Origin of the sequence: Mycobacterium basiliense, assembly GCF_900292015.1 — a bacterium.
GTDB lineage: Bacteria > Actinomycetota > Actinomycetes > Mycobacteriales > Mycobacteriaceae > Mycobacterium > Mycobacterium basiliense.
This window is the reverse complement of the sequence record NZ_LR130759.1, coordinates 4,588,712-4,605,879: the sequence shown is the minus strand read 5'-3', so window position 1 is coordinate 4,605,879 and position 17,168 is coordinate 4,588,712. Positions and strand designations below refer to the sequence as shown.

The 17,168-nt window shown below is 63.3% G+C and carries 13 protein-coding genes; 5 read left to right on the top strand and 8 right to left on the bottom strand.

Annotated elements, in window-relative coordinates; genetic code table 11:
- Positions 1-62 precede the first annotated feature (62 nt).
- Together MB901379_RS19415 and MB901379_RS19410 are read right to left on the bottom strand one after the other, a co-directional pair.
- A complete protein-coding gene (locus MB901379_RS19415; RefSeq protein ID WP_158018095.1) occupies positions 63-1,139 on the bottom strand; it encodes an NAD(P)H-dependent amine dehydrogenase family protein in 1,077 nt (358 codons plus the stop codon).
- A 9-nt stretch (positions 1,140-1,148) separates the two neighbouring features.
- Complete coding sequence (locus MB901379_RS19410; protein WP_158018094.1) at positions 1,149-1,940, bottom strand: SDR family oxidoreductase; 792 nt, start codon at positions 1,938-1,940, stop codon at positions 1,149-1,151.
- Positions 1,941-2,287: 347 nt separating this feature from the next.
- On the opposite strand from MB901379_RS19410, the gene pstS (MB901379_RS19405) reads away from it, so the two are divergent.
- From pstS (MB901379_RS19405) to pstA, 3 genes are read left to right on the top strand one after another with little or no spacing between them, the layout of a single operon-like run.
- Positions 2,288-3,403, top strand: coding sequence for a phosphate ABC transporter substrate-binding protein PstS (gene pstS / locus MB901379_RS19405; protein ID WP_158018093.1), 1,116 nt, complete (start codon positions 2,288-2,290; stop codon positions 3,401-3,403).
- A gap of 13 nt (positions 3,404-3,416) precedes the next feature.
- Positions 3,417-4,391, top strand: a complete 975-nt coding sequence (gene pstC, locus MB901379_RS19400) for a phosphate ABC transporter permease subunit PstC (protein ID WP_158018092.1) — start codon at positions 3,417-3,419, stop codon at positions 4,389-4,391.
- Positions 4,388-5,290 (top strand): phosphate ABC transporter permease PstA, encoded by a 903-nt coding sequence (pstA, locus tag MB901379_RS19395; RefSeq protein ID WP_158018091.1) that lies wholly within the window; start codon positions 4,388-4,390, stop codon positions 5,288-5,290. The genes pstC and pstA overlap by 4 nt, the downstream gene beginning before the upstream one ends.
- A 6-nt stretch (positions 5,291-5,296) precedes the next feature.
- On the opposite strand, the gene MB901379_RS19390 is transcribed toward pstA, so the two are convergent.
- From MB901379_RS19390 to MB901379_RS19375, 4 genes are all read right to left on the bottom strand, one after another.
- The gene (locus MB901379_RS19390; RefSeq protein WP_158018090.1) at positions 5,297-7,405 is read right to left on the bottom strand and encodes a serine/threonine-protein kinase PknD; all 2,109 of its coding nucleotides are present in this window, start codon (positions 7,403-7,405) and stop codon (positions 5,297-5,299) included.
- Between the two features lie 344 nt (positions 7,406-7,749).
- Positions 7,750-8,868: a phosphate ABC transporter substrate-binding protein PstS gene (gene pstS, locus MB901379_RS19385; protein WP_158018089.1), complete on the bottom strand. Its 1,119-nt coding sequence runs from the start codon at positions 8,866-8,868 to the stop codon at positions 7,750-7,752.
- Positions 8,869-8,921: 53 nt separating this feature from the next.
- Positions 8,922-9,794, bottom strand: coding sequence for a non-homologous end joining protein Ku (gene ku / locus MB901379_RS19380; protein ID WP_158018088.1), 873 nt, complete (start codon positions 9,792-9,794; stop codon positions 8,922-8,924).
- A 36-nt stretch (positions 9,795-9,830) separates the two neighbouring features.
- On the bottom strand, positions 9,831-10,790 hold the full coding sequence (locus MB901379_RS19375; RefSeq protein WP_158018087.1) for a carbohydrate kinase family protein: 960 nt from the start codon (positions 10,788-10,790) through the stop codon (positions 9,831-9,833).
- Positions 10,791-10,812: 22 nt separating this feature from the next.
- Between MB901379_RS19375 and MB901379_RS19370 the strand changes: the two genes are divergently transcribed.
- Positions 10,813-13,140, top strand: coding sequence for an ATP-dependent DNA ligase (locus tag MB901379_RS19370; RefSeq protein ID WP_158018086.1), 2,328 nt, complete (start codon positions 10,813-10,815; stop codon positions 13,138-13,140).
- Entirely contained in the window at positions 13,137-15,062 is a 1,926-nt protein-coding gene (locus MB901379_RS19365; protein WP_158018085.1) for a fumarylacetoacetate hydrolase family protein, read from the top strand. Before MB901379_RS19370 ends, MB901379_RS19365 begins: the two co-directional genes overlap by 4 nt.
- Before the next feature lie 160 nt (positions 15,063-15,222).
- Here MB901379_RS19365 and MB901379_RS19360 read toward each other — a convergent pair whose 3' ends face one another.
- Positions 15,223-16,092, bottom strand: a complete 870-nt coding sequence (locus tag MB901379_RS19360; RefSeq protein ID WP_158018084.1) for an LLM class flavin-dependent oxidoreductase — start codon at positions 16,090-16,092, stop codon at positions 15,223-15,225.
- Positions 16,093-16,206: 114 nt separating this feature from the next.
- Complete coding sequence (locus MB901379_RS19355; protein WP_232021907.1) at positions 16,207-16,962, bottom strand: STAS domain-containing protein; 756 nt, start codon at positions 16,960-16,962, stop codon at positions 16,207-16,209.
- Positions 16,963-17,168 lie beyond the last annotated feature (206 nt).

The window sequence follows — 17,168 nt, the reverse complement described above, 5'->3', positions numbered from 1 at the left end:
CTGGTTATCGCCGCAGGTCGTGATCGTAGTCGTAGCAGCGTGGGCGGCCAACCGCACTGCGGCTAACCGGTGAGGTAAAGCCCCCTGCCAGTGACCAGCGGCAGTTCGAGGGTGGTCCGGATACCGGGCCCGGCGGCCACCACCGCGGGAATCGCGTTGACGATCCGCATCGCGGTGGCGACGAGCCCGGCATGGTTGTGGTCTCCGCGCCGGCTGCCCAGGCACAGGTCCATGGCGTAGGACGGCTCCCCGGTGATTTCCACTCGGTAGGAACCACCCGGCTGCGCCGGTTGCGGCCAATCGGGGCACAGGTCCTCGCGCAATCGGGTGACGTGTTCGAGCACCACCGCGGGAGCACCGTCCACCAATCCCAGGACCTCGAACCGCAACGCGGCCGCGCTGCCCGTGGGGATGTGACCAGACGCGATGTCGAAGGCCTCCGGCGCCGGCTTTCGGACATACGTTTCTTCGACCGTATCCAGTGAAAGACCCAGGCCCGCAGCAAGTTGACGGACCACCGAGCCCCACGCCAAACTCAGCACACCCGGCTGCAGCAGCATCGGAATCTCGTCCATCGGTTTGCCGAAGCCCATCACGTCGAACATGACTACGGCGTTGTCATAGGTGGCGTAGTCGACGATCTCCATGCAGCGCACCTGTTCGATGCTTTGACACGTGCCGGCCAGCGCCAGCGGCAGCAGATCATTGGCGAAGCCAGGGTCGATTCCACTCACATATAGACTTGAATTACCTTCGTGCGCAGCATCTTCCAGTGGCTTTATGAGTTCCTCGGGAAGTACTTGCCACGGGTATTGCAAAAACACGGGGCCGCTGCCGACGATGTTTACCCCGGCGGCCAGCACGCGCCGATAGTCGTCGAGCGCCTCGGGCAGTCGGTTGTCGGCCATCGCGTTGTACACCGCACACCGCGGCCCGGTGGCCAGCACGGCATCCAGGTCGGTGCTGGCCTGGACTCCGGTGGCCTCCGCAAATCCAGCAAGCTCGGCCGCGTCTTTACCCGCTTTGGCGTCTGAGGACACCCAAACGCCGGTGAGCTCGAAATCTGGGTTGGTGATCAGCGCTCGCAGCGAGTGAATGCCGACATTGCCGGTGCCGAGCTGGACGACGGGTATGGCCATGGGGGCTCCTCACAGGTCGGGAATCGGTATGTCGAGGTTGGGGAAGGTGAGGCCACCGTCGACCTCGAGCGTCTTTCCGGTCAGGAAGCTCCCCGCGGGAGATGCCAAATACACTGCTGCAGAAGCGATGTCGATCGGGTCGCCGATCCGGCGCAACGGTGTCGCTCGCTCCATCGGCTCGCGCAGCTCGTCGTCGGAGGCCACCACGTCCAACGCGGAGGTGAGGATAGATCCCGGGGCGATCGCGTTGACCCGGATGCGTGGACACAGGTCCAGGGCGGCGAGCCTGGTGTAGTGGGCTAAGGCGGCTTTTGCGGTGCCGTATGCCGCGAAACCGCGCCCGGCGAGCCGACCCATGGTCGAGGTGATGTTGATAATGCTGCCGCCGCCGGAATGCTCCAGCATCGGCGGCACCGCTGCGACGGTCAGCGCATGGGCGGTGGCGACATTGAAGGTGAAGGCGTCCTTGAGGTCTTTGGTCGAGGTGGTCAGCAGCGTGTTGGGCATGGTCCCGCCGACGTTATTGACGACGACATCTAGTTTTCCGAATGCTTCGACCGCCTGACCGGCCAGCTCCGCGGTGGCCTCGGGATGGGCGAGGTCCGCTGTGACGACATGGGCGCGACGGCCGGTGGAGCGGGCCCGTTCGGCGACCTCCTCCAGCTGGGACTGGGTACGCGAAGCAATAACGACATCGGCGCCGGCCTCGGCAAAGGCCAGTGCGATCGCCGCACCCAGGCCGCGGCCGGCTCCTGTGATAACGGCGACCTGGTCGTCCAGGCGGAACCTGTCGAGGATCACTGTGGCCTCGTTTCAGTTGTCGGCCGACACGGCAGCGACCCTCGCCGTCTCGAGCTTGGGGTACTTCTGGAACAGGTTCTAGTTTGTCACAGGGTGGCGGAATTGTAACGGGCCTGCGGCGGGCGGAATGGCTGGCAACTGCTGGCAATAGGCATGTCCCAAGATCCCCGGCGGGATTCCGACAACATCCCCGACAAGATGGTGTGGGCCGGGGATCAGTGTTCAGCGGCCTGTAATCGGGGGTTCGCTGTTGCTAATGTAGCGTCCATGCTGCGAAGAAAGCTGGTTGACGGCCGCGGCCGAGCGTCGGCGGCGAATATGTTTCATTTCGACCGTTAGGAACTGTATTGAAACTCAACCGATTTGGCGCCGCGCTGAGTGTCCTGGCTTCGGGCGCTCTGGTCTTATCAGCGTGTGGTAGCGACAACAACGCGACCGGTGGAGGCGCAACGGCAGGCCAATCGGCGGGCAATGTGAGTTGTGGTGGGAAGAAGACGTTGAAGGCCAGTGGGTCGACGGCGCAGGCGAACGCGATGACCCGCTTCGTCAAGGCTTTCGAGCAGGCGTGCCCGGGCCAGACCCTGAACTACACCGGCAACGGATCGGGTGCGGGGATCAGTGAATTCAACGGCAATCAAACCGATTTCGGTGGCTCGGACTCACCCCTTAGCAGCGATGAGGCGGCGGCGGCGCAACAACGCTGCGGCGGATCGCCGGCGTGGAACCTGCCGGTGGTGTTCGGCCCCATCGCCGTCACCTACAACATCAACGGGGTCAGTTCACTCAACCTGGATGGCCCCACCCTGGCCAAGATCTTCAATGGTGCCATCACCACCTGGAACGACCCGGCGATTGCGGCGCTCAACTCCGGCACCAACCTGCCCGGGACTCCCATCCACGTGGTGTTCCGTAGCGACGAGTCTGGTACCACGGACAATTTCCAGCGTTACCTTGACTCCGCTTCCGACGGTGCTTGGGGCAAGGGCGCCGGCAAATCGTTCCAAGGCGGGGTCGGTGAGGGCGCCAAGGGCAACGACGGTACGTCGGCGGCCATCAAGAACACCGAGGGGTCGATCACCTATAACGAGTGGTCCTTTGCTCAGGCGCAACGCTTGACCATGGCCAAGATCATCACCTCGGCTAGTCCCGACCCGGTGGCGATCAGCACCGAGTCGGTCGGCAAGACCATTGCCGGAGCCTCGATCATGGGGCAGGGCAACGATCTGGTGCTTGACACCGTCTCGTTCTACAAGCCCACCAAGCCCGGTTCCTACCCGATCGTGTTGGCGACCTACGAGATTGTCTGTTCAAAGTATCCCGACTCGGCGGTCGGTACCGCCGTAAAGGCGTTCCTGCAATCCACCATTGGTGCGGGTCAGAATGGCTTGGAGGACAACGGCTATATCCCTATTCCGGACGAATTCAAGGCACGGCTATCGACGGCGGTCAACGCGATCACCTGATTCGGGGTCGACGGTGGTCCGAGGCCCGCTGGCCAAGCGCGCGCCGATAGGGGTTGGCGCGCGCCCGTCGCGGCGGGCCGACTGGCTGTTCAAGCTTTTCGCGTCGACGGCCGGTATGACGATCGTGATCTCAATCCTGCTGATCGCGATTTTCCTGTTGGTCCGAGCTATCCCGGCGCTACGCGCGAACCACGTTAATTTCTTCACCAGCAACGAATTCAATACGGCCGACGATGAGAAGTTGGCGTTCGGTATTCGTGATCTGTTCATGGTTACGGTGCTCAGTTCGGTTAGCGCTTTGGTGTTAGCGGTGCCGGTCGCGGTCGGAATCGCGGTGTTCCTCACTCAATATGCGCCCAAAAGGCTGTCCCGGCCGTTCGGTGCAATTGTTGACCTGCTGGCCGCGGTGCCGTCGATCATTTTTGGGTTATGGGGAATCTTCGTATTGGCGCCAAAGCTGGAGCCGGTCGCCAGATTTCTCAACCGCAACCTTGGGTGGCTGTTTTTGTTCAAGCAAGGCAATGTGTCATTGGCCGGCGGGGGCACGATTTTCACCGCTGGCATCGTGCTGTCGGTGATGATCCTGCCCATCATCACGTCGGTATCGCGTGAAGTGTTCCGGCAGACCCCAACGATTCAGATCGAAGCGGCACAGGCTCTTGGCGCGACGAAATGGGAGGTGGTGCGGATGACCGTGCTGCCGTTCGGCCGTAGCGGAGTGGTGGCGGCATCAATGCTGGGCTTGGGCCGTGCCCTGGGCGAAACCGTTGCCGTGCTGATTATCTTGCGTTCGGCCGCACGCCCGGGTAACTGGTCCCTTTTCGATGGCGGCTACACGTTTGCCTCCAAGATTGCCTCCGCGGCATCCGAGTTCAGTGAACCGCTGCCGACTGGTGCCTACATATCCGCCGGTTTTGCGCTGTTCGTCCTCACGTTCCTGGTCAACGCCATGGCGCGCGCCATCGCTGGCGGCAAGGTCAACGGATGAGTCTTGACGCCCTGGACCGGCCGGTCAAAACGGCGGTGTTCCGCCCGCTAAGCCGCGCACGGCGAATCAAGAACACCGTTGCCACGGTGGTGTTCTTTGGTTCGTTCGCGGTCGCGCTGGTGCCGTTGATCTGGCTGTTGGGGGTGGTAATCGCGCGTGGCTGGTACGCGATCACCAGGGAAGACTGGTGGACGCACTCACTGCGTGGTGTGTTGCCAGAGCAGTTTGCCGGCGGCGTGTATCACGCGTTGTACGGGACGCTGGTGCAGGCCGGGGTGGCGGCTGTACTGGCCGTGCCGCTGGGTTTGATGACGGCGGTCTATCTGGTCGAATACGGCACTGGTCGACTGGCCCGGATCACCACCTTCATGGTCGATGTGCTGGCCGGGGTGCCCTCGATTGTGGCGGCATTGTTCGTCTTCAGCTTGTGGATTGCCACCATGAAATTTCAGCAGAGCGCCTTCGCCGTGTCATTGGCGTTGGTCCTGTTGATGCTGCCGGTAGTGGTGCGCTCCGCCGAGGAGATGCTGCGGTTGGTGCCCGACGAACTACGCGAAGCCAGCTTCGCGTTGGGGGTTCCGAAATGGAAAACCATCGTGCGCATCGTCGTCCCGATTGCGATGCCGGGCATTGTGTCGGGTGTCTTGCTGTCGGTTGCGCGCGTGATCGGTGAGACGGCGCCGGTGCTGGTGCTGGTCGGATACAGCCGGTCGATCAACTTCGACATCTTCAACGGGAACATGGCCTCGCTGCCGTTGCTGATCTACACCGAACTCACCAACCCTGAACACGCCGGTTTCCTGCGGGTGTGGGGGGCGGCTTTGACTCTGATCATCCTGGTGGCCGCAATCAACCTCGTCGCCGCGGCAATCCGGTTTGTGGCCACCCGCAGGCGGTGACCGGCTTTAGGAACCCTGAGCGAGTTTGAGCACCCTGCCGTTGCCGCGGTCGGCGACGTAGACGTTGCCCTTCTGGTCAACCGCCACCGACAACGGCGTGTTAAGGCCGGTGAACGGCAACTCGGTCGACTGGGTTGACCCTGCTGGGAGCTTTGCCACCACGTTGTCGTCGTGTTCGGTGACATAAACGTTGCCGGCGCTGTCCACCGCGATGCCCCATGGCGCGGTCAGCCCGGAGAACGGCAGTACCGATTGGTTAGCGGTGCCGGCGTCCAGCTTCAGCACGCGGTTGTTGTCGGTGTCGGTGGCGTAAATGTTGCCGTCGGAATCGACGGCTACACCGTCGGGGTTTTTCAGGCCGTTGAATGGCAGTACGACCTGCTCGGTGGAGCCGGCCGGCAGCTTCAGCACCCGGTTGTTGCCGCGGTCGGCGACGTAGACGTTGCCTTGGGCGTCGACGGCGACGCCCTCGGGGTAGTTGAGGCCGGTGAACGGCAGCTCAACCTGAGTGTTGGAACCCGATGCCAACGACACCACACGGTTGTTGAAATCGCTGACATAGATCTTGCCGGTGTTGTCGACCGCTACCCCTTGGGGTTCGTAAAGCCCGTTGAACGGCTTTACCGTCGGCGTGCTGGATCCCGCCGGCAACGCCACTACGCGCCCGTACATGGTCTGGTTGGTGACGTAGACGGTGCCGTTGGCGTCCACCGCAACACCGCCCGGGGCAAAGTGGAAGTTGAGGCCGGTAAACGGCAAGACGACCTGGCCGCGCGGTTGCGTGGCGCCTTTTGGTCTGGAGACCACGAACGCGGTGATGCCGACTACCACGAGAAGCACCGCAACGGCAGCCGCGGCGACAATCCACGGCTTCCCCCGCTTGGTACGGGTTACCGGTTCGCGCTGTGCGGGCTCACCGAGCGGGGGCCCGGTGCTGGCGCCCGAACCCGTGCCGGACGCGGGACCAATGCCGGACTGGCCGGGCCAGCTGCCCGCGGTGACGACGGGAGCAGCCTGGGTGCGTTGTTCGGAGCCGTCCGGAGTCGATCGCCAGCCGCGGATGGACGGTACCGGCCGAGCCACCGTTTCCTCGGCGGTGCTAGGTTGCGGCGGCGCGATCGGCCCCATAGGTTGTGGGGCCCGCGGGCCGTGCGGATCGGGGCCCGAGCCCGTGTAGTTGGTCCAGGCGCCGGAGACGCCGGCGTCGACGCCGGGCGCGATGAGCGTGGCGTTGTCGCCTTGGCGCAATATCGTGGCTTCTTGGCGCTGTTCGGGTGTGGTGAGCGCGTCGTGGGCGGCGATGGCCAGATCGCCGGCCGTCATATAGCGATCCTGCGGGTTCTTGGCCATGCCCCTTACCACCACCTCGTCCAAGGCTTCCGGAATCCGCCCGGGCCGAAGCAAGCTGGGCCGCGGGGCGGGTTCCATCAGGTGTGAGGCGATCAACCTTTCGACGCTATCGGCGCGATAGGGCGGTGACCCGGTCAAGCACTCGCCCAATACGCAGGCCAGCGCGTAGATGTCGGCCCGGTAGGTGACGTCGTCGCCGGTGAACCGTTCCGGGGCCATGTAGTTGTAGGTCCCGATGGCCATCCCGCCCTGGGTCAGCCCGGGATCGTGGGCGGCACGTGCGATGCCAAAATCCACCAGGTATGCGAAGTCATTGGCGGCGACCAGGATATTTTCCGGTTTGACGTCGCGATGAGTGACGCCGTTGGAGTGCGCGGCGTCCAGCGCGGCAGCAACCTGGCGGGTGATGGCCACGGTCCGTGCGGGGGTTAACGGGCCGTATTGCGTGAGCAACTGACGCAGTGATGCGCCGTCGATCAAGCGCATCTCCACGTAGAACTGCCCGTCGATTTCGCCGTAGTCGTGGATCGGCACGATGTGTGGTTCGGTCAGCCGTCCGGCGGTGTCGGCTTCACGTTGCATCCGGGCGCGAAAGACCGGGTTGTTGGAAAACTGCGTGGAGATCAGTTTCAACGCGACCACTCGGTGCTTGCGGGTGTCTTCGGCTTCGTAGACCTCACCCATACCGCCACGGCCGATAAGTCGCACCAACTGGTAGGGCCCAAAGCGTGACCCAACACGCGAACCCGGCCCGGTGTCGCTCACCGTCGACGCTCCCTTCGCGCGGCCATCTAGTCCACCGGTGACCGGCCTCGAATACTTACGCTACCGACCTCCGCCGTGCAGCTGCGCCGAAACCGGTGGTTAACACACGGTAAATCCTCGGAGAGCAGGCACACAACAAGATTGCGTTACTCACAGTGATTTCTCGATTCTGAGACCAGGCTATGAGCCTGGCATGCTCACGCTCGGCATTGTCGGCCAGCGGATGAAAACTGCTTTACTACTACGGAATTCATTCGCCGATCGCCGTCAGATGAATTTCAGGCGACGATCCAATTGCCGGTACCGCCCGGCATAGTCCGACCGCCCGTCAGCTCGGCGGTTCCTCAGGCGATGGAATCGACCACGGGGATCAATTTCGCGCGGAACGAGTCTGGCAGGGGGATATACCCGTACTCGTCCAAGCCAATCTGGCCGTCGCCAATTGTCGCCTGCATAAAGGCTTTCACCGCGGTGCCGGTGGGGGCATCCGGATACTTCGAGCAGACAATCTCATAGGTCACCAGCACGATTGGGTAGGCGCCGGCCTGCGTCGGCCGATAGAACGACGACGTGTCCACCACCAGGTCGTTGCCGCTGCCCTTGAAGGTGGCCCCGGCAATCGTCTTACCCACGGTTTCGGCGGTGATGGTTACCGGATTCGGGCCCGCTGAGGTGATGATCTGGGCCATGTCCAGCTGATGCCCGACCGCGTACGACCACTCGTTGTAGGTGATCGAACCGTCGGTTCGCTTGAGCGCCTGGGACGTGCCGTCATTGCCGGCGGCGCCTTCGCCCACGCCTCCGTTGAAAGTTTGCCCAGCGCCTTTGCCCCATGCGCCTTCGGACGCCGCATCGAGGTACTTCTGAAAGTTGTCGGTGGTACCGGACTGGTCACTGCGAAAGACCACATGGATCGGTGTCGAGGGCAGGTTGATACCCGAGTTGAGTGACTTGATAGCCGGATCGTCCCACCTGGTGAGGGCGCCGTTGAAGATCTTGGCCAGCGTCGGCCCGTCCAAGTTCAGCGAGTTCACACCCTTGACGTTGTAGGTGACCGCAATCGGGCCGAACACCACGGGTAGGTCCCAGGCCTCCGAGTTACAACGCGCCGCGGCCTTTTCGGGCTCGCCCTTAGCCGGATTCATCGGCGAGTCGGACCCGGCCAAATCCGTCTGGTTACCCAGGAACAGCTTCATGCCCGCGCCCGAACCATTTGCGTTGTAGTCCAGAGTGTGCCCCGGGCACGCATGGATGTAGGCGTAGACGAACTGCTCCATGGCATTTTTCTGGGCGGTCGAACCGGCGGCCAGGATCTTCTTCTTGCCGCCGCAGTCCACCGGCACGGATGGCGTAGCCGATCCGGAGGACGACGACGTATTACTGGAGTGGCCCCCACATGCCGACAGCACCAGTGCGCTGGCAAGAAGCAGGCTCAATGCCGTGCCAGATCGAGCGAACCTCACGAAAACTCCTCTCGGCGGCACGACGAGCATATGTGAAACACGGGCCGAGTTGGTCAGGACTTTGACGCTTGCTTAGCCCGGGACTTCTTTGCCGGCGCCTTCTTCGTGGTCTTCTTGGCTGGCGCGTTGCCGCCACTGGAACGCGCCTTGACGCTGGCCTCCAGCTTGGCCAATAGATCGGAGACGTCCTCGGTCTCGTCCAGCTCGGCGGGTCGCTCCTCGGCGGTAAAAGCTTCCCCGCCTTCGAGTTTGGCGTCGATCAGTTCCTGCAACTGCTCCTGATAGGAATCACGGTAGCGGTCGGGATTGAAGTCTTCGGCCATCGATTCGACGACCTGACCGGCCATCTTGAGTTCAGCGGGTTTAATCTCCACTTTCTGGTCCAGCACCGGGAAGTCGGGATCACGGATCTCGTCCGGCCATAACAAGGTGTGCACCACCATTACCTCACGCTTGCCGAAATCCTTGACTCGCAACGCTGCTAGCCGCGTCTTGTTGCGCAACGTGAAATGCACGATCGCCATCCGATCCGTCTCGGCAAGCGTCTTAGCCAGCAACACATATGATTTGGATGATTTCGAGTCAGGCTCCAGGAAGTAACTGCGGTCGAACATCATCGGGTCTACTTCGTTGGCCGGGACGAATTCGAGTACTTCAATTTCACGATTGCGTTCCACGGGCAAGGTGGCCAGGTCGTCGTCGGTGATGAGCACCAGCTGGCCGTCGTCGGATTCGAAGGCGCGCGCCAGGTCGCCATAGTCGACCACTTCGCCGCACACCTCGCATACCCGCTTGTATCGGATGCGTCCGTTGTCGTTGGCGTGCACCTGATGGAACTTGATGTCGTGGTCCTGGGTGGCGCTGTACACCTTGACCGGCACATTTACCAGCCCGAAGGCGATCGAACCCTTCCAGATGGAGCGCATGCAGTCAGTATGCCCACAACACGGGTTGCATAACAGCTAACGGGGCACCGTGCGTGGCGCATCGGCCACCGGCTCTTCGCCGGACTGCGCGGCGGCCTTCAGGGCGGCTCGATCCGGTAGCTGGGCACCGGCGCGGGCAACGGTCCACGCGGATGTCCGAGCGGCCGCCTCAAGCACGGACGCCAGGGCGTCGAGGTTGATGTGTCGGAGTTCGGCGCGCCGGTCAGCACCCAACAAATTCAGGTCTGCCAGCCGGTCGAGCAGCCCGACCATGAAAGCGTCACCGGCGCCGACGGTATCCACGACCGGTACCGGCCTGATCTCTGCGCGGGCCGCACCGGCGGCGCAGAACGCCACCGATCCCCGATCACCCATCGTCAGTGCGACGACCGCAGGTCCCGACGCCAGCCAGGTGCGAGCGACATCCGCGGCCGCCCGATCGGGATCGATCCACCGCAGATCCTCATCGCTGACCTTGACGATGTCGCTGCCCTCGACGAGACGCTCGATGCGTTCGCGGGCCAGGTCCCGGTCGGTGCTCAGGGTCGGACGCACATTGGGGTCGAAGGTGATCGTTGCCGATATCCGGTAGGCGTCGAGCAACGCCGCGACCGCCAGACACCCAGGTTCGCGCACGGCAGCGATCGACCCGGTGTGGACGAAGAGTGGCGGCGGAACCGGCGGTATGCCGGAGAGGCACCAGTTCAGATCGAACGTGTAGCTGGCCGAGCCGTCCCTACCGATCGTCGCCACACCGGTGGAGGTTCGCTCTGCTGCGATGCTCGCCGGAAGAAGCCGTACGCCAGCGGCTTTGACATAGTCGGCGATGCGGCGTCCGCGGGCGTCGGCGCCGATGTAGGTGAGCAGATCGACATCGCGGCCCAACCGGGCCAGTCCTACCGCGACGTTTAGCGGGCTGCCGCCAACGTGCTCGGCGGTGATCCGCCCCTCGACGATGTCGATCAACGCTTCGCCGATCACCAGCCCGCGTGCCATGTCGACAGGTTACGTTGACACTATGGGTGCGGCGCAGGTCTGGCCTCCGGTGCAGGGGCAGGGTCCCGTTGTCAAGCTGACCAATGCCGAGAAAGTGCTCTACCCCGTCACGGGCACCACCAAGGCCGACATCTTCGACTACTACACCCGCATTGCCACGGTGATGGTGCCGCACATCGCCGGCCGTCCGGCAACGCGCAAGCGCTGGCCCAACGGTGTCGGCGAAGCCTCGTTCTTCGAAAAGCAGCTGGCGTCTTCCGCGCCCGACTGGTTACCCCGCGAAAGTGTGGTGCACCGATCCGGAACCACCACCTATCCGATCATTGACAGCGCGACGGGACTGGCCTGGATAGCCCAACAGGCGGCACTCGAGGTGCACGTGCCGCAATGGCGGTTCGTCACGGAGTGGACGCGCAGCGGTGCTGAGAAGGTAAAGCCGGGTCCCGCAACACGATTAGTATTCGATTTGGATCCCGGCGAGGGGGTGACGATGGCGCAGCTGGCCGAGGTGGCGCGCGCTGTCCGGGATCTGATCTCCGACATCGGGCTAGCCACCTATCCGCTCACCAGCGGCAGCAAGGGACTGCATCTCTACACGCCGTTGGACGAGCCGGTGAGCAGCGGCGGAGCGACCCTGCTAGCCAAACGCGTTGCCCAACAACTCGAGAAGGCGATGCCCAAATTGGTCACATCGACGATGACCAAGAGTCTGCGCGAGGGCAAGGTATTTCTGGACTGGAGTCAGAACAACGGTTCGAAGACCACGATCGCGCCGTACTCGATGCGCGGCCGTGAGCAGCCGACGGTCGCCGCGCCGCGCACCTGGGACGAGCTCGGTGACCCTAAGCTGCGCCAGCTCAGGTATGACGAGGTGCTCGCCCGGGTAGCCCGCGATGGCGATCTGCTTGCCGCGCTGGACGCTGACGTACCGGTTACCGACCGGCTGACCAAGTACCGCAGCATGCGTGATGCGTCGAAAACCCCGGAGCCGGTCCCGAAGGCGAAATCCGCTACCGGGCAGGGCAACACGTTCGTGATCCAAGAGCATCATGCCCGTCGGCTGCACTATGACTTCAGGCTGGAGCACGACGGAGTGCTGGTGTCCTGGGCGGTACCGAAGAACCTACCCGAGACCACGTCGGTGAATCATCTGGCGGTACATACCGAAGATCACCCGCTGGAATACGCCACCTTCGAGGGCGATATCCCTAAGGGCGAGTACGGCGCCGGCAAGGTGCTTATCTGGGACTCCGGCACCTACGAGGCCGAGAAGTTCCGGGTCGACTCCGACAATGGGCCTGGGGAGGGGACCGAAAAAGGAGAGGTGATCGTCAACCTGAACGGCAGTCGGATCTGCGGGCGGTATGCGCTGATTCAGACCAACGGCGACCAATGGCTGGCGCACCGCATGAAGGACCAGAAGGTCTTCCAGTTCGAAGATCTCGCGCCGATGCTTTCCACACACGGTTCGGTCGCAGGCCTCAAGTCGGGTCAATGGGCTTTCGAAGGCAAATGGGACGGCTACCGGCTACTGCTCGAGGCCGATCACGGAAAAGTGCGCCTGCGCTCGCGTAGCGGGCGTGAGGTCACCCACGAGTATCCTCAACTGCATTCGCTGGCGGAGGATCTCGCCGACCACCATGTGGTGCTGGATGGCGAAGTGGTGGCACTCGACTCCTCGGGCGTGCCCAGTTTCAACGAGATGCAGAACCGGGTGCGGGCCACTCGGATCGAATTCTGGGCGTTTGATCTGCTCTACTTGGACGGCAGGTCACTGTTGCGCGTCAAGTACTGGGACAGGCGCAGATTGTTACAAACCCTATGCGAAGCAACAAATCTCATTGTTCCCGAACTGCTGCCCGGCGATGGGGGCGAGGCTCTGGAATACTCGCGCAAGCATCGCTGGGAGGGAGTGATCGCCAAGCGACGTGACTCCACCTATCAGCCGGGTCGACGGTCGGCAGCGTGGATCAAGGACAAACATTGGAACACCCAAGAGGTCGTCATCGGCGGCTGGCGCGTCGGCGAAGGTGGGCGCAGCAGCGGGATCGGTTCGCTGCTGATGGGCATCCCGGGTACGGACGGGCTGCGTTTCGCCGGCCGGGTTGGAACCGGCTTCACCGAACGCGACTTGGCCAACCTCAAGAACACGCTGGCGCCGCTGGAGACAGGTGAATCCCCGTTTGACGCGTCACTTCCGGCGCGCGATGCCAAAAGGGTCACGTTCGTCACGCCGACATTGGTCGCAGAGGTGCGCTACAGCGAGTGGACCCCCGACGACCGGTTACGTCAATCGAGCTGGCGCGGGCTGCGGCCAGACAAAAAACCCAGCGAGGTGGTGCGCGAATGAAGTGGGTGACGTATCGAGGTGCCGATGGTGAACGCACCGGGGTGCTGTCCGACGGCGAGATCTACGCGATGGCGCCGGGTGTTGCACTGCTTGATCTGGTCGCGTGCGGTGCCGACGGGCTGCGCGCGGCCGGCGAGGATGTGCTGCGGTCGCCCACCGCGGTGGTCCGTGTTGACGAGGTGACGTTGGCGGCACCGATCCCGCGCCCGCCGTCGATCCGCGACTCGTTGTGCTTCCTGGACCACATGCGCAACTGCCAGCAGGCGATGGGCGGTGGCCGCGTGCTCGTGGATACCTGGTACCGGGTTCCCGCCTTTTACTTCGCATGTCCGTCCACCGTGTTGGGCCCCTATGACGATGCCCCAGCCGCCCCCGGAAGTGCTTGGCAGGACTTCGAATTGGAGATAGCAGCCATCATCGGCGCGACCGGCCAGGACCTATCGGTTGAGCAGGCCGAACAGTCGATCATCGGTTACATGATCTTCAACGACTGGTCGGCGCGTGACCTACAACAGCTTGAGGGTCAACTGCGCATCGGACAAGCCAAGGGTAAAGACAGCGGGGTCACCCTGGGGCCGTATTTGGTCACCCCGGACGAACTTCACCCGTATCGCCGCGACGGCAAGCTGAGTCTGCAGGTGACTGCCCTGGTCAACGACACGGTGATCGGCACGGGATCCACCGGGGCGATGGACTGGACTTTTGGTGAGGTCATCTCCTACGTCTCGCGCGGCGTGTCGCTGCAACCGGGCGATGTGATCGGCTCCGGCACGGTGCCCACCTGCACTCTGGTCGAGCACCTAACCCAGCCCGAGTCTTTCCCGGGCTGGTTGCAGGACGGCGACGTGGTTACCCTGAGGGTCGAAGGGCTGGGGGAGACGCGGCAGCGTGTATGTGCGACGCCACCACCACATCCGTTGGCGCCGCGAGTTAATCCGGACGTGGCACCGGAGGCGACCCGGGTCAACCCGGCCCCTGCCCGGGTGCCCTACACCCGTGGGCTGCATAAAGTCGCAGATCGGGTGTGGGCGTGGACATTGCCGGACGGCGGATACGGCTGGAGTAACGCCGGGCTGGTCGCCGGGGAGGGCGCGTCGTTATTGGTGGACACCCTATTCGACCTGGCGTTGACGAGTGAGATGCTAGACGCGATGCAGCCGATCACCGATGCGGCGCCCATCACCGACGCGCTGATCACGCATTCCAACGGTGATCACACGCACGGCAACCAATTGCTGGATCCTGCGGTGCGCATCTTTGCGGCTCGGGGCACGGCCGAGGAGATCGCGCACGGACGGCCGCCCGAGATGCTGACGGCCATCCAGGTCCTCGACGCTGGGCCGATCGCGACGAAGTACCAGCGAGACCGCTTTGGGCACTTCAACTTTAGCGGCATCAAAGTGCGTAATGCCGACCACACGTTCGACCGCGAGCTCACCATCGATGTCGGTGGTCGGCGCGTCGACCTGTTGAACCTCGGTCCGGCGCATACCGCCGCCGACTCGGTGGTGCACGTGCCCGACGCCGGTGTGCTGTTTGCCGGGGACTTGTTGTTCATCGGATGCACTCCGATTGTCTGGGCCGGGCCGATCGCCAATTGGGTCGCGGCCTGCGATGCGATGATTGCGCTGGACGCGCCGATCGTGGTGCCGGGTCACGGTCCGATCACCGACCCGGATGGCATCCGCGCTATGCGCGGCTATCTCGTGCACGTTGCCGAACAATCCGAGGCGGCCTACCGCAAGGGCATGTCGTTCGTCGAGGCCGCCGACACCATCGATCTCGGCGAGTATGCCCGGTGGCTGGATGCTGAACGCGTTGTGGCCAATGTCTATCAGCGCTACCGCGAACTTGATCCCGATATTCCGCGGCCGGAGTCGCTGCTGGTGATGCAGGCCGAGTGGGCGGCCAAACGCGGCTGAATCGGCCACCCGGTATCACCGGGTATTTCTGAGGCGGTGATCGTCGTCGTGGCCCTGGGAACTCGTGCTGACCGGCCTCATCCTCGAAACGGTAATCCACCTAGGCTGTCGGAGCGCGCCGGGAAGATCGGTCCCCAACACGCGGGACACCTTGTTGTGCTTAGACTTTCGAGATGATCTTCTCGGCGAACTTCTCCAAGTGGGCGATCTTGGTCGCTAGCGGCTCGGTGTCGGGTCCCTTGATGTAGGGCACCCTGAACCCGACGATGGCGTCGGTGACGCCCTTGTCCTCAAGGCGCTTGATGCCGTCAACCGTGTAGGCGTCCATCGAGATCACATGGATCTCAAAGGGGCCGGTTCGTCCTTCTTCCTGGCGAAACCGCTTGAGCGTGGTGATGAGTCGGTCGAGTTCTGCTGGATCGGTGCCACCGCCATGCATCCAGCCGTCCAAGCGTGCCGCGCGACGCAGCGCGGCATTGGCGTGACCACCCACCAGGATCGGTATGGGTTCGGTTGGGGCGGGGCTCATCTTGGTCTTGGGAATGTCGTAGAACTCGCCGTGAAATTCGAAGTACTCACCCGTCGTCAGCCCTTTGACGATTGCGATGCATTCGTCAATCCGCTTGCCACGCTTGGCGAATGGTATACCCATGAGCTCGTAGTCCTCCGGCCACGGGCTGGTGCCCACGCCCAGCCCTAGCCGGTTGCCGATCAGCGCCGCCAGCGAACCCGCCTGCTTGGCCACCAGGGCCGGCGGCCGCACCGGCAGCTTAAGCACGAAGAAGTTGAATCGCAGTGTCGTTGTCACCGCACCGAGTGCCGCAGCCAGGACAAAGGTCTCGACTATCTCCTTGTCCTCCAGAAACTCGCGGCTCCCGTCGGCGGTGTAGGGATACGTCGAGTCGGACTTGTAGGGATAGGCAAGGCTATCGGCGATCGTCATGCTGTGATACCCCGCCGCCTCGGCCGCCTGGGCCAGCGGGACGTAATACGTCGGGTCGGTCATCGCCTCCGCGTAGCTGAACCGCACGTGATCCCTACCTTCTGTGAGCGGGCATTGACTCGATACTAGAACGCGTTCTAGTTTCGCCAGGTTGGTCGGGATGCTCCGTAGCGGGCCGACCCGGCGGGCATTGTCACCCGGTCAGAGCTGATTTTCCGGGCCGATGATCGCCCAAACCGTTTTTCCCGACGACGTCGGCGTACTGCCCCACACCCGGCATAGCGCTTCAACAATGGCCAGACCAGAGACATCGATGCCTTTGGGCGGTGATTGCAGCCGCACCGCCGGGGCGCTGCTGCTGTCGGACACCGCGATGGTCGCCGTGGCGCCGTCGCTGTCGACCCGCACTACCGGGTCACTTCCGGTGTGTTCCAGCACGTTCTCTACAAATACGTTGACAATCACCAGCGCGACCGGGATCAGGCCGGGCTTTGACCAGGAGGTGAGCCATTCACGTACCAACTTTCGGGACTCGCGGAGGCTGTTGAGGTGCGAAGGTAGTTGGGTCTGGGCATGCCGGAGTTTGCGGTTGGTGAGTCGGCCAATGGCCTTCATTGCCCCCTTTTCGGTGGGGTAGACCGGCATGAATCGGGTGACCGCGGTGTGGGTGATCGCCTCGCGCCTGGTGCGGTTAGCGCAGACCAGCACGATCGGAACATTCGGTTGCGTGTCGAGTTGCCAGCGGGCGCTGACAAAGATGGACCAGGCAGGTTGTTGGGGGACGTGAAGAGCAGAGACATTAACAATGACTGCGGATGGCTCGTCGAGCGTCGCCTTCATGATGGCGTCCCGCAGGGCCGCCGAATTGTCGGCGTCGAGCACGCCCTCGACCACCAGGACTACCGCGGATTGCTCGTCACGTGCCGCGATGGCCAACGAGCTGGAAGACTTCGCCATCGCGCTCACTGGAGCCGCCCCCGAAGATGGAAAGCTTCAGCCACCTGTCTTCGCGGGGGCGCCGGCGAGGTAGGCGTAGCGCCGATACGACAAGGTGTCATGGACCGGCATGCGAGCCCCATCCTGGCGTCCGGTTCCATGTCGCGCTCCTCGAACTGTTACTCGCCACTTGCTTGACGAGGCCGCCGTCGTTGGCGGCAGAAATA